This window comes from Pantoea sp. XAF26B01_ASV70 (assembly GCF_054512635.1).
On record NZ_CM137251.1, the window covers coordinates 1,840,179 to 1,854,222 of the forward strand.

Below are 14,044 nucleotides of genomic sequence, written 5' to 3' on the forward strand. Positions count from 1 at the left end.
ATTTTCAGGAGAAGTAACGTGACCCAAGCGGCAGACACCCATGCCAGGTACCCGACATTAAGCGGCGGGCAGTACGCCTTCTTTTTTGATGTCGACGGCACGCTGGCAGCGATTCAGTCCCGTCCCGAAGCGGTATTTATTCCTGAGCAGGTCATCGCGCAACTGCAGCAGCTCTCTGCACTCTCGCAGGGCGCGCTGGCGCTGGTCTCCGGCAGACCTATAGAACAACTCGATGCGCTGGCCGCTCCCTGGTACGGCCCGGCTGCGGGCGTACATGGTGCTGAGCGCCGTGATGCAGAGGGTAATCTGCAACGCATCAGCCTGCCGGTCGAGGTGGAGCAATCGCTCAGGGCGGAATTGCAGGATGCCATGGCATCCTGGCCTGGCACCCAGCTGGAGGTAAAAGGCATGGCTTTCGCACTTCACTACCGCCAGGCGATGCAGCATGAGCAGGATGTGATGCGACTGGCTGAACAGTCAGTGAAACGTTTTCCCGGACTGGCGCTTCAGCCGGGGAAATGTGTGGTTGAGATTAAACCGGCAGGTATCGATAAAGGCGCCGCAATCAGCGACTTTATGCAGCAGCCCCCTTTTGCCGGACGTACGCCGGTCTTTATTGGCGACGATCTGACGGATGAGAAGGGCTTTCTGGCCGTGAACGCACGGCAGGGCGTCTCGATCAAAGTCGGAGAAGGTTCCACCCAGGCCCATTATCGGCTTCATGATGTCGATGCGGTTTACGGCTGGCTGGAAAGAACATTATTACTATCAGATCAAGACAACGTCGGTAAGGAGTTTAGGTTATGAGTCGTTTAGTGGTTGTATCTAACCGTGTCGCCATGCCCGATGGGTCAAAAACCAGCGCTGGCGGTTTGGCCGTCGGTATTCTCGATGCACTGAAAAGCACCGGTGGACTGTGGTTTGGCTGGAACGGTGAAATCAGCGAGTACACAGGCGAAGAGGTAGAAGAAGTCACGGTTCAGGAACATGAAGGTATTGAGTATGCCTCGTTCCCGCTGAGCCAGAACGATTACGATCTCTACTATTGCCAGTTCTCAAACACTGTCATCTGGCCCGCATTCCATTATCGCCTTGACCTGGTTCAGTTCCAGCGGGAAGCCTGGGAAGGGTATTGCGACGTTAACGATGCGGTGGCACAGCGTTTAAAACCGCTGATTAAGCCGGATGATATTGTCTGGATCCACGATTATCACTTTTTACCGTTTGCAGCCGCGTTGCGTCGGGCGGGCATTAATAACCGCATCGGCTTCTTCCTGCATATTCCTTTCCCGACGCCTGAAATATTTAATGCGCTGCCGCCGCACAAAGAGCTTCTGGAAATGTTGTGCGAATATGACCTGCTGGGTTTCCAGACCGAATCGGATCGGGTGGCCTTCCTCGACAGCGTCAGCCAGCTCACTCAGCTGCAGAATAAGGGCGACAAAAAACATCGCGCCTTTGGCAACACCTTTATGACTGAGGTTTATCCCATCGGGATTGAGCCAGACAGTATTAAAGAGATGGCCGAAGGGCCGCTGCCACCGAAAATGGCCGCCATGAAGAAAGAGCTGGGCGATGCACGCAATATTATTGCCTGCGAACGTCTTGATTATTCCAAAGGTCTGCCTGAGCGTTTTCTTGCCTATGAAGCGCTGCTGGAGAACTTCCCGCAGCATCGCGGCAAAATTCGCTACTCGCAGATTGCGCCGACCTCGCGCGGCGATGTGCAGGCGTATCAGGATATCCGTCATCAGCTGGAAACCGAAGCAGGGCGCATCAACGGTAAATACGGTACGCTGGGCTGGACCCCGCTCTACTACCTTAACCAGCATTTTGACCGTCGCCTGCTGATGAAAATCTTCCGTCTGACCGATGTCGGTCTGGTTACGCCGCTGCGTGACGGTATGAACCTGGTGGCGAAAGAGTACGTGGCTGCGCAGGACCCGGATGATCCCGGTGTACTGGTGCTGTCGCGCTTTGCGGGTGCGGCTAACGAGCTCACCTCCGCGCTGATTGTAAATCCGTATGACCGTGATGAAGTGGCAGCCGCGCTGGATAGGGCGATTACTATGCCGCGTACCGAAAGGATTTCACGCTACAACGACATGATGGCGGTATTGCGTAAAAATGATATTACCGCCTGGCGTGAAGGCTTCCTGAAAGACCTGGAGCGCATTGAACCGCGCAGCGTTGACCACAACACGGTTAACAAGGTCGCGACCTTCCCAAAACTCGCCTGATATCTCTTCTGACTCAGGTTATGAAAGCAGCGGCGCCTCTACGGCGTCGCTGTTTTTTTTCGGCCCAGGTCACAGAAAACTTGCCTGCTATCTGTTAATGACCGTTTGCTACGATTCTACGCTGATAACGTCAGTGGCTGCCCGGAGTGGCCCGATAAATGCAGGTAAGCCCGCAAACCCCCGTCCTGTCAGCCCCTGCCGCTTTCTTTACCTTCTTTACTCAAGTTTCTCTTCAGGCTGCCGATAGTGATAGTGCCAACGCATAACCCTTCGTTAATTCATTCGACTTTCTTATATAACCCCTTGTTACAGTGGGAATCAGAGTCTGTACACCCCACCACCACTGTTAACGTCAGGTTGCCAGAAATCTGACCTGCTGCCGTATAAACCTTAACGATTTCATTACTCACCCTCTGCGATACTCCCCTTAAGTAACTAATTTAAAAGCAAATAACCGCACGTCACAGCAGCATAATATGCTGATAACCTTTCTTTGGGTGGTTCTAAATAGGGTGTTAAAACGATTAACACCCGATATTCATTCCGGACTGCGCAAAGCGTCGAATAGCGATGCTTTTACCCCCTATTAAACCTTTCTCAGGACCAATTGGACTTAAAATCGGGCTTTTTTGCTCAAAAAATGACCAGTCGGTAAGTAATGGTAAAGGGTTGCTGAAGAAATTTGCGTTAAAAGTGTGACCTGCGTCACACTTTATCTAAAATTTCACATCACTGTCGTTGTATGTCGAAATCAGACGATATAGATTTGCGTTGTTTTCGGAATAGTCCTAAAAAATGTAAGAAGACGTCACGGAAGATGTCCAGAAATCGAAAATAAAATGGCATGGATTTTCGACCTTCGGTGGGTCTGAAACCCACACAAAAATGGAAGGCGAAAACGGTGACATTAACGTTACGTGAAGTTTTTTTTGCCATCTTTTGATTTAACAAACAGCAGCTAGAACCGCAGATTTATTCTGCGATACAGTTACGTCGCATCTCTCAGGATGGAAAAATAATGGGCACCTCTGAAGTACTGAAACATATTTACGATCTCAACTTGTCTTATTTACTGCTTGCGCAGCGTTTAATTAACCAGGATAAAGCTTCTGCAATGTTTCGCCTCGGAATTGACGAGAAAATGGCGAATGCATTATCTGAATTAACATTGCCTGAGATGGTAAAAATGGCGGAAACCAATCAACTGGTTTGCCAGTTTCGTTTTACCGATAGCAGCACCATTAATCGCCTGACGCAGGAATCACGCGTGGATGATTTACAACAAATCCACACCGGCATTTTATTATCGAGCCGTTTACTGCGTAATGCGTCTAAAGATAAAGATGATGCACCTGCTAAAAAGAGAGCAATGTCATGAGTGAGAAAAGTATTGTTCAGGAAGCACGTGATATTCATCTCGCGATGGAGCTCATTACATTAGGTGCCCGCTTACAGATGCTTGAGAGCGAAACCCAACTGAGCCGCGGTCGTCTCATTAAGCTCTATAAAGAATTACGTGGCAGTCCGCCACCGAAAGGTATGCTGCCGTTCTCTACGGACTGGTTTATGACGTGGGAGCAGAACATTCATGCTTCTATGTTCTGTAACGCCTGGAAGTTTTTGCTGAAAACCGGGTTGTGCAGCGGCGTCGATGCCGTGATTAAAGCTTACCGCCTGTATCTTGAACAGTGTCCTCAATCGGACGAGGGCCCGCTGTTGGCGCTGACTCGTGCCTGGACCCTGGTCCGATTCGTTGATAGCGGTATGCTGGAACTGGCAGATTGTAAAAGCTGCAACGGCAGCTTTATTAATCATGCGCATCAGCCGGTTGGCAGCTTTACCTGCAGCCTGTGCCAGCCACCGTCACGGGCAGTAAAAAGACGTAAACTTTCTGCAGAACCTGCCGATATGTTTCCACAACTGCTGGATGAACAGGTTAAACACGCCGTTTAAGTTTGTTCGCACTGTGGAAGCCATCCAGCAGCGGTTAATACCGCTGCTTTTTTTTTGCTTGCGGTTCAGGAATAACATCTGCGGCTCTCTGGCTTAACTTCCACCAACACGTTACGGACGTAAGGATTTTTTTGTGCTGATAATTATAGGTTACCTGATTGTTTTAGGCTCCGTGTTGGGCGGATATGCGCTGGTAGGTGGCCATCTGGGCGCGCTTTATCAGCCAGCCGAATTATTAATGATCGGCGGTGCCGGTGCCGGTGCTTTTTTAGTCGGCAACAACGGTAAGTCGATTAAAAAAACGCTGAAGGCGCTGCCTAAGTTATTTCGCGGCTCCAAGTACAACAAAGCGGTTTACATGGATTTGATGGCGCTGCTTTATCGCCTGATGGCGAAGTCGCGTCAGCAGGGTATGTTATCGCTGGAACGCGATATTGAAGATCCCAGCCAGAGTGAAATTTTTGCTAATTATCCCCGCATTCTTGCCGATAAACAGTTAGTGGATTTTATTACTGACTATTTGCGCCTGATGGTGAGCGGCAACATGAACGCTTTTGAAATCGAAGCGTTGATGGATGAAGAGATTGAGACCTACGAACACGAGTGTGACGTACCAGCGCAAAGTATTGCTGCAGTGGGTGATGGTCTTCCGGCATTCGGTATCGTCGCCGCGGTAATGGGCGTGGTCCATGCACTGGCTTCGGCCGATCGTCCAGCCGCTGAACTCGGTGCGCTGGTCGCGCATGCGATGGTGGGCACCTTCCTGGGCATCTTGCTGGCGTACGGGTTTGTCTCTCCACTCTCGTCAGTGCTGCGTCAGAAGTGTGCGGAAACCACCAAGATGATGCAGTGCATTAAGGTGACATTGCTGTCGAGCCTGAACGGATACGCGCCGCAGATTGCGGTGGAATTTGGTCGTAAGACGCTCTATTCCGCCGAGCGCCCGTCGTTCAGCGAACTGGAAGAGCACGTACGTAACGCCAAGAACCCGGCTAAACAGACTTCAGACGAGGCTTCATGAAACACGGCAATCGCCCAATTGTGCTGATCAAAAAGCGCAAACATAAAGGCCATGAAGGCAGCCACGGATCGTGGAAGATTGCCTACGCCGACTTTATGACGGCGATGATGGCCTTTTTTATGGTGATGTGGCTGCTCTCAATCGCCAACCCGCAGGAGCTGGTGCAGATAGCAGACTACTTCAAAACACCGCTGAAGGTAGCGATTACCGGCGGGGCGCGCAGCAGCGACAGCGAGAGCCCGATCCCCGGCGGCGGTGATGATCCGACTAAAAAGATTGGCGAAGTGAACAAAGTCGTCGATATGGACGCCCAGAAACGCAAGCTGGATGAGATTCGCCTTAACCGGCTGCGTGAAAAGCTCGACCAGCTGATTGAAGCGGATCCACGTCTGAAAGCGCTGCGCCCGCATCTGATCATCAACATGGTGGAAGAGGGGCTGCGTATTCAGATTATCGACAGCCAGAATCGCCCGATGTTTAAGACCGGTCGGGCCGAGGTTGAGCCCTATATGCGCGATATTCTGCGTGCGATAGCGCCAGTCCTTAACGACATTCCGAACCGCATCAGCCTGGCCGGACATACCGATGATTTTCAGTATGCCAGCGGTGACAAAGGCTACAGCAACTGGGAACTGTCGACAGACCGTGCTAACGCCTCACGCCGTGAACTGGTGATGGGCGGCTTAGACAGCGGAAAAATTTTACGGGTGTTGGGTATGGCCGACACCATGCGCCTGAAAAATCGTGGCGGTAATGACGCCGTTAACCGCCGCATCAGCCTGCTGGTGTTGAACCACGACACCGAAGCGGCAATAGAAAAAGAGAACGCAGAAAGTGATGCCGTCCAGATCAGCGATCCGGCGGCCATTGAACAGATTACCGCACCTGCAACACCAGGCGGCGCGGTGAATACAGCAGCCCCCTCACAGCCGAGGTGATTCCCGTGAGTATGGACATCAGCGATTTTTACCAGACGTTTTTTGATGAAGCCGATGAGCTATTAGCGGATATGGAACAACACCTGTTGGGCTTAGACCCGCAGGAGCCAGATTCGGAACAGCTTAACGCCATCTTCCGTGCCGCTCACTCCATTAAGGGTGGGGCCGGAACCTTTGGTTTTACGGTATTACAGGAAACGACTCATATCCTGGAAAACATTCTGGATGGTGCTCGTCGCGGCGAGATGCAGCTCAGCACCGACATCATCAACCTGTTTTTGGAAACCAAAGATATTATGCAGGAACAGCTCGATGCTTATAAAACCGCGCAGGAGCCTAACGCGGAGAGCTTCAAATATATCTGTGAAGCGCTGCGCCAGCTGGCGCTAGAGGCCAAAGGTCTGCCGGTTGATGTTCCGGCCAGTGTTGCCACTGCCAGCGCAGAACCGGCCAGCACCAGCGGCCTGCGTGTACAGCTGATCGATCTCAAAGAGAAAGAGGTCGATCTGATGCTGGAAGAGATGAGTAATCTCGGCACCCTGACCAACGTACAGAAAGGCAGCACCACGCTGGATGTCTGCATTGATGGCGTCGGTAAAGATGACATCGTGGCGGTGCTCTGCTTCGTCATCGACGAAGCACAGATCCGCTTCCCGGCAGCAGACGAAGCCGTTGCCGCGCCAGTTGCTGTTGCTGCCGAGGCCGAACCGGTGGTGGAAGACGTTCACACTGCCACCGTCACCGAACTGCCGGTGGCCGCAGTGAAGCGTGAAAGTAAGCGCGTCGCGGCACCTGCCAAATCGAGCGAATCCACCAGCATCCGTGTTGCGGTGGAGAAAGTCGATCAGCTGATCAACCTGGTGGGCGAACTGGTGATTACCCAGTCAATGCTCGCTCAGCGTTCCGGCGAACTCGATCCGGTCGCGCACGGTGACCTGCTGAACAGCATGGGTCAGCTGGAGCGTAACGCCCGCGATCTGCAGGAATCGGTGATGTCGATTCGTATGATGCCAATGGAATATGTCTTCAGCCGCTTCCCGCGTCTGGTGCGTGACCTGGCCAGCAAACTCGGCAAAGAGGTCGAACTGACGCTGCTGGGCAGCTCAACCGAACTCGATAAGAGCCTGATTGAGCGCATCATCGATCCATTAACGCACCTGGTGCGTAACAGCCTTGACCACGGTATCGAAACGCCAGAGAAACGTCTGGTGGCCGGTAAAGTGGCAACCGGTAACCTGACGCTTTCAGCGGAACATCAGGGCGGCAACATCTGCATTGAAGTGTCTGATGATGGTGCAGGTCTGAACCGTGAACGTATTCTGGCTAAAGCCCTCTCATCGGGCCTGCCGGTTCACGAGAACATGAGCGACGAAGAGGTCGGCATGCTGATCTTCGCACCGGGCTTCTCCACCGCAGAGCAGGTGACGGATGTTTCAGGACGCGGCGTCGGTATGGACGTGGTGAAACGAAATATTCAGGAGATGGGCGGTCACGTCGAAATCGCCTCGAAGCAGGGCAAAGGCACCACCATTCGTATCCTGCTGCCGCTGACCCTGGCCATCCTTGATGGGATGTCCGTTCGTGTGGCCGATGAAGTCTTTATTCTGCCGCTGAATGCGGTGATGGAGTCGCTGCAACCGCGCGCCGAAGAGCTGAAACCGCTGGCCGGTGGCGAGTGCGTGCTGGAAGTGCGTGGCGAATATCTGCCACTGGTCGAGCTGTGGAACGTCTTTGATGTGCAGGATGCCAAAACCGAGGCCACTCAGGGCATCGTGGTAATCCTGCAAAGCGCGGGCAAACGTTACGCGCTACTGGTCGATCAGCTGATTGGCCAGCATCAGGTGGTGGTGAAGAACCTGGAAAGTAACTATCGCAAAGTGCCGGGCATCTCTGCCGCCACCATTCTTGGCGATGGTAGCGTGGCGCTGATTGTTGATGTTTCAGCACTGCAATCACTTAACCGTGAAAAACGTGTGGCTGGCGCTGCCGCCTGATTGATAACGAAAGGGTAAATAACATGAATGGAATGGCAACCGTGACAAAAATCGCTGGCGAAACTGTGGGTCAGGAGTTTCTGGTCTTCACGCTGGGCGACGAAGAGTACGGCATCGATATCCTCAAAGTTCAGGAAATTCGCGGTTACGATCAGGTAACGCGTATCGCAAATACCCCTGAATTTATCCGCGGCGTCACTAACCTGCGCGGCGTAATCGTGCCGATTATCGATCTGCGCGTGAAGTTTGCGCAGCCCGATGTTGAGTACAATGAAAACACCGTGGTTATCGTGCTGAATCTGGAAAATCGCGTGGTCGGTATCGTGGTTGACGGCGTCTCTGATGTGCTGTCGCTGACCCAGGATCAGATCCGTCCTTCACCAGAGTTCGCTGTGACCATGTCCACCGAGTACCTGACCGGTCTGGGTGCGCTGGGCGATCGCATGCTGATTCTGGTCGACATTGAGAAGCTGCTGAGCAGCGACGAGATGGCGCTGGTGGATAACCTGCGTAGCGCGTAATTGAATCATCACGGGCCGGTTATGGCTGGCCCGTGATAGTTTCACTGAGCGATAATTCCTTTCTATTCATAGAATAAAGCCGCATTGCACTCTAATTTCCCGCTGTCACCTGCCGATAATCCCTCAGTCACTTTAATTACCTACTTTCTTCAGGGTTACTCATGTTAACGAAAATCCGTGTTGTCACCAGCCTGTTACTGGTGTTGCTGGTGTTTGGGCTGTTACAGGCCTTCTCCGGTTCTGTTTTCTACTCCGCATTAAGCCACGACAAGCAAAGCTTCGCCGTGTCGCAGCTGGCGATGCAAAATACGCAGTCGCTCAACGACGCCTATATGAGTCTTAACCAGAGCCGGGTGCTGCTGACCCGTATTCAGCTGCGTTTCGCCACCAGTAAGCTGGAAGGCAAAACGGCCGATGTCGCCACGCTGTTTGACGACAGCAAAAACTTTCAGCAGGCGGCCGCCGGTTTTTTCAAAGTCTTTAAAGAGACACCCGATACGCCGGGACAGAATAGTGAGTTAAACAACCAGCTGGAGCAGCGCTACAGCGACTATGGCGCTGCGCTGGATCAGTTGCAGACGGCGCTACAGGCAAACGATCTGATTGCGGCCGGTAAAGCCCCGGTGGCGCCAAGCCAGAGTGCGTTTCTGACGGTTTACCGTGAATGGCGAGCCGATCAGAATCGCCTGACTACGCTTGGTGTTGAAGAGAACAGTTCTGCTTACAGCCGTATGATGTGGATCCTCTCCACCATCATGGCCGTCGTGGTCGCCGTGATCGTGCTCTGCTGGTTTGGATTGCGCAAAATCGTGATGACACCCCTCAACAGCAGCATTAATCACATCCAGCATATCGCCCAGGGCGATTTAACCCAGCCGATTGTGGTGGAAGGGCGCAATGAGATGACTCAGCTCGCGGCCAGTCTGCATGACATGCAGCAGTCACTGGTGCGCACGGTGACCAATGTGCGTGACGGCTCGGATGCGATTTTCACCGGTGCCAGCGAGATCTCTGCCGGAAACAATGATCTTTCTGCCCGCACAGAACAGCAGGCGGCGTCACTGGAGCAGACGGCGGCCAGCATGGAGCAGCTCACTGCCACGGTGAAACAGAACGCCGAAAACGCCCGCCAGGCATCACAGCTGGCACTCAGCGCCTCAGAAACCGCAGAAAAAGGCGGCAACGTGGTGGCGGGTGTCGTGAAAACCATGAGCGAAATCGCCGGCAGCTCGAAGAAGATTGCCGATATCACCAGCGTGATTGATGGCATTGCTTTCCAGACTAATATTCTGGCGCTTAACGCCGCCGTTGAAGCGGCGCGTGCCGGCGAGCAGGGTCGCGGTTTTGCCGTGGTCGCGGGCGAAGTGCGTAATCTGGCGCAGCGCAGCGCCCAGGCGGCAAAAGAGATCAAAGGGTTGATCGACGACTCAGTGAACCGGGTCAATGTCGGTTCGCAACTGGTCGGCACCGCCGGGGAAACCATGAGCGATATCGTCAGTGCGGTTAAGCGCGTCACCGACATCATGGGTGAAATCGCCTCGGCGTCGGACGAGCAGAGTCGCGGTATCGATCAGGTCGGGCAGGCGGTCACTGAGATGGATCGCGTTACCCAGCAGAACGCCTCGCTGGTGGAAGAGTCCGCTGCGGCAGCCGCCTCGCTGGAAGATCAGGCCAGCCGGTTAAGTCAGTCAGTGTCGGTCTTCAAAATTAAACGCGGCGCGTTGCAGCAGACGCTGACAAAGCATCTGCCGATTGCCGCACCCGCTACGGCGGCGCTGGCACCACGCAAAGCCCTGACGGCGCCGGTCAGTGATACTCACTGGGAAACCTTCTGATGTCACGCTGCGCATCCTGCAGGATGCGCAGCAACCCCTCGCGATTCCTCTGCGTAAAGCCAAACTCAGCAGCTCATGCTGATAAAAATAATTACAAAAGCCACTTCTCTCCTGAAAGCGCTGAATAGCGTTAATTAATCCTGTTACATCGCCGATATAGCCGCTGCACCTAAATTAACCTGCAGGGGAACAAGATGTTAAAAAAAATAAAAGTGGTAACCAGTTTAATCGCAGTCCTGGTCATCTTTGGCGCGCTCCAGTTAGTCGCTGGCAGCCTTTTCTGGTCAGCCCTCAATAAAGACAAAGAGTCCTTTGCGCTGTCGCAGGTCTCTAATCGCAATGTCACCGAGATGACTGACGCCTATATTTCACTGAACAACAGCCGTACCACGCTGAACCGCGGCATGCTGCGCTTACAGACCAGCATGGCCTCGCAGATGAACGGCGGTCAGCTTGATGAGCTGATCAACAAAGCCAATACCCAGTTAGCGGAAGCCGATCGCCACTTTAAAATCTATTACCATCTGCCAACCACGTCAGGTCTTGACGAAACCATGGGCGACACGCTTGAAGCGGATTACGCTAACTACGAAAACGGCCTGAAGGCGATGGTAAAAAGTCTGCAGGCGCGTGACCTGGAAGGGATGTTTAAACAGAACATTGAGCAGAAACAGGTCGCGATGCAGGAGAGCTACAACAAATGGCGTGCGCGTCAGACTGAGCTTTCCGATCAGGGCATGGCGCAGAACCAGAAAGCCTTTAAACAGATGATGTGGCTGCTGGCCGCGATTGGTGTTGCGGTGCTTGCGGTGATTATTACCTGCTGGTTTGGCCTGCGTCAGGTGCTGATTCAGCCGCTGCAACAGCTGCTGGCACAGATTCGCGCTATTGCCTCCGGCGATTTGACCCAGCCGATTGTGGTTGAGGGGCGTAATGAGATGAGCCAGCTGGCAGCAGGCATCCATGAGATGCAGCAGTCGCTGGTGATGACGGTGGGGAATGTGCGTGACGGCTCTGATGCCATCTTTACCGGTGCCAGCGAAATCGCCGCCGGTAACAACGACCTGTCGGCCCGCACCGAAGAGCAGGCCGCTTCGCTGGAGCAGACCGCTGCCAGCATGGAGCAGCTCACTGCCACGGTGAAGCAGAATGCTGACAACGCCCGTCAGGCATCCCAGCTGGCGCTGACCGCCTCCGAAACCGCGCAGCAGGGCGGTAAAGTGGTGAATGGCGTGGTCACAACCATGAAAGAGATCGCCGGCAGCTCGAAGAAAATCGCGGACATTATCAGCGTGATCGACGGCATTGCCTTCCAGACTAATATCCTGGCGCTGAATGCGGCGGTTGAAGCGGCACGTGCCGGTGAACAGGGTCGCGGTTTTGCGGTGGTGGCCGGTGAAGTGCGCAGTCTGGCCCAGCGCAGCGCCCAGGCTGCGAAAGAGATTAAAGGCCTGATTGAAGACTCGGTGTCACGCGTCAACAGCGGTTCACTGCAGGTTGAAAGCGCCGGCAGCACCATGAATGAGATTGTGGGTGCCGTGACCCGCGTTACCGACATCATGGGTGAGATCGCCTCGGCTTCCGATGAGCAGAGCCGCGGTATCGAGCAGGTCGGTCTGGCCGTTACCGAAATGGATCGCGTCACCCAGCAGAACGCCTCGCTGGTTGAGGAGTCTGCCGCCGCTGCGGCCGCACTGGAGCAGCAGGCCAGCGTCCTGACCCAGGCCGTCTCCGTTTTCAAAATTTCCCGCGCCTGATTTTTTCCTCTTTCAACATGGCGGCGGCGTAAAGCCGTCGCCATGCATAAAGTTCCCCCCGTCTCCGCCGATAAATACACACGAATCGCCAACCAATGAGGTGTTTATGTTTAGTCGAGTACGAGTCGTCTCCGGCCTGCTGTGTGTGCTGGCGCTGTTTGCGCTGCTGCAGCTGTTTTCCGGCGGAATGTTTTTCAAAACTGTCAGTTCAGATAAAGAGAATTTTGCCTACAACCAACGCCTGAATACTCTGCAACAGGCGATGGGCACCTCATGGGTTTCGCTGGTTCAGGCGCGCAACACCCTTAACCGCGCCGGTATCCGTTTTCTGCAGGATGCACAGATGTCGGGCTCGGGTGCCAGCGTGAAAGAGCTGGTCGCCCTGGCGGGTGAGGAGCTGAAGCAGGCTGAAGTCAGCTATCAGATATTCAACGATAACCTGTCAGAAGAAGGTAAAACGGCCGAAAACGTCCGGGCGTTACAGGCGAACTACAAGGCCTATCACGATGCGCTGGCGGAGCTGATGGTCTTCTTCACCGCCGGCAATTTCAAAGGTTTTGTGGATCAGCCGACCCAGAGCTACCAGGACAAGTTCCAGAAAGATTACAGCGAGTGGCTTGAGCACAATAAAGCGCTGTCTCAGCAGGGTGTGGAAGCCAACCAGCACGCGTATAACCGCTCCATCACTATTGTCATCGCCACGCTGGCAGTGACCTTGCTGATGATTATCCTGGTGTGGAACGTGATGCGCTCGGTGCTGATCCGTCCGCTGCGTCAGAGTATTGAGCATATCCAGCACATCGCACGGGGCGATCTGACCCAGCCGGTTGAGATTAGTGTGCGTAACGAAATCGGTGAGTTACTCACTTCGCTGCAGCACATGCAGCAGGAGCTGGTCCGCACCGTGCGTACCGTACGAGACGGCTCTGATGCCATCTATACCGGTGCCAGTGAAATCTCCATCGGCAATAACGATCTCTCTTCACGTACCGAACAGCAGGCCGCTTCGCTGGAGCAGACCGCTGCCAGCATGGAGCAGCTCACCGCGACCGTGAAGCAGAATGCCGAAAACGCCCGTCAGGCGTCCAAGCTGGCGCTGACTGCCTCTGAAACCGCGCAGCAGGGCGGCAAAGTGGTGGATGGCGTGGTCACCACCATGAAAGAAATTGCCGGCAGTTCCAAAAAGATTGCCGATATCACCAGTGTGATTGATGGCATCGCCTTCCAGACCAACATCCTGGCGCTGAATGCGGCGGTTGAAGCGGCACGTGCCGGTGAACAGGGTCGCGGTTTTGCGGTCGTTGCCGGTGAAGTGCGCAGCCTGGCGCAGCGCAGCGCCCAGGCCGCCAAAGAGATTAAAGGTCTGATTGAAGATTCGGTTAGCCGCGTTAATACCGGCTCGGTGCTGGTAGAGAGCGCCGGTGACACCATGAGCAACATCGTCAGCGCGGTCACCCGCGTCACCGACATCATGGGTGAGATCGCCTCAGCGTCAGACGAGCAGAGCCGTGGCATTGACCAGGTGGGGCTTGCCGTGACCGAGATGGATCGCGTCACCCAGCAGAACGCCTCACTGGTCGAAGAGTCAGCGGCAGCGGCTGCAGCGCTCGAAGATCAGGCAAGTCACTTAAAACAAGCGGTATCAGTGTTCAATATTGGTAAAGAATTTGTCGCTCAGGCCGTTAACAAGACAACGGCGATGAAAACTCTCCAGTCAGATGCACCGTTAGCCGTTGGTCGTTCGCCTGCTACCCGCAGCGACGACAACTGGGAAACCTTTTAAAC

The 14,044-nt window shown here is 54.1% G+C and carries 11 protein-coding genes; all 11 read left to right on the forward strand.

What is annotated here, in order from left to right; translation table 11 throughout:
- Positions 1 to 18: 18 nt before the first annotated feature.
- The 11 genes from otsB (at position 19) to ACX8ZY_RS08610 (ending at position 14,042) form a co-directional block, all read left to right on the forward strand.
- Positions 19 to 807 carry a trehalose-phosphatase gene (gene otsB / locus ACX8ZY_RS08560; RefSeq protein ID WP_022625498.1) on the forward strand — a complete coding sequence of 263 codons (789 nt, stop codon included), beginning with the start codon at positions 19 to 21 and terminating at the stop codon, positions 805 to 807.
- Positions 804 to 2,240, forward strand: a complete 1,437-nt coding sequence (otsA, locus tag ACX8ZY_RS08565; protein WP_060680405.1) for an alpha,alpha-trehalose-phosphate synthase — start codon at positions 804 to 806, stop codon at positions 2,238 to 2,240. The genes otsB and otsA overlap by 4 nt, the downstream gene beginning before the upstream one ends.
- Before the next feature lie 1,018 nt (positions 2,241 to 3,258).
- Positions 3,259 to 3,618 carry a flagellar transcriptional regulator FlhD gene (gene flhD / locus ACX8ZY_RS08570; RefSeq protein WP_060680403.1) on the forward strand — a complete coding sequence of 120 codons (360 nt, stop codon included), beginning with the start codon at positions 3,259 to 3,261 and terminating at the stop codon, positions 3,616 to 3,618.
- Positions 3,615 to 4,193, forward strand: a complete 579-nt coding sequence (flhC, locus tag ACX8ZY_RS08575; RefSeq protein WP_010258532.1) for a flagellar transcriptional regulator FlhC — start codon at positions 3,615 to 3,617, stop codon at positions 4,191 to 4,193. Before flhD ends, flhC begins: the two co-directional genes overlap by 4 nt.
- 133 nt (positions 4,194 to 4,326) lie before the next feature.
- Positions 4,327 to 5,214, forward strand: a complete 888-nt coding sequence (gene motA / locus ACX8ZY_RS08580; protein WP_003849139.1) for a flagellar motor stator protein MotA — start codon at positions 4,327 to 4,329, stop codon at positions 5,212 to 5,214.
- Positions 5,211 to 6,152 (forward strand): flagellar motor protein MotB, encoded by a 942-nt coding sequence (gene motB, locus ACX8ZY_RS08585; protein ID WP_010258536.1) that lies wholly within the window; start codon positions 5,211 to 5,213, stop codon positions 6,150 to 6,152. The genes motA and motB overlap by 4 nt, the downstream gene beginning before the upstream one ends.
- An 11-nt stretch (positions 6,153 to 6,163) precedes the next feature.
- A complete protein-coding gene (gene cheA, locus ACX8ZY_RS08590; RefSeq protein ID WP_181955347.1) occupies positions 6,164 to 8,146 on the forward strand; it encodes a chemotaxis protein CheA in 1,983 nt (660 codons plus the stop codon).
- 23 nt (positions 8,147 to 8,169) lie between these two features.
- The gene (cheW, locus tag ACX8ZY_RS08595) at positions 8,170 to 8,667 is read left to right on the forward strand and encodes a chemotaxis protein CheW (RefSeq protein ID WP_010258541.1); all 498 of its coding nucleotides are present in this window, start codon (positions 8,170 to 8,172) and stop codon (positions 8,665 to 8,667) included.
- Between the two features lie 161 nt (positions 8,668 to 8,828).
- Positions 8,829 to 10,502, forward strand: a complete 1,674-nt coding sequence (locus tag ACX8ZY_RS08600; protein WP_425020958.1) for a methyl-accepting chemotaxis protein — start codon at positions 8,829 to 8,831, stop codon at positions 10,500 to 10,502.
- A gap of 194 nt (positions 10,503 to 10,696) precedes the next feature.
- Positions 10,697 to 12,259 (forward strand): methyl-accepting chemotaxis protein, encoded by a 1,563-nt coding sequence (locus ACX8ZY_RS08605; RefSeq protein WP_022625501.1) that lies wholly within the window; start codon positions 10,697 to 10,699, stop codon positions 12,257 to 12,259.
- Positions 12,260 to 12,365: 106 nt separating this feature from the next.
- Complete coding sequence (locus ACX8ZY_RS08610) at positions 12,366 to 14,042, forward strand: methyl-accepting chemotaxis protein (protein WP_033778982.1); 1,677 nt, start codon at positions 12,366 to 12,368, stop codon at positions 14,040 to 14,042.
- Positions 14,043 to 14,044: the final 2 nt, after the last annotated feature.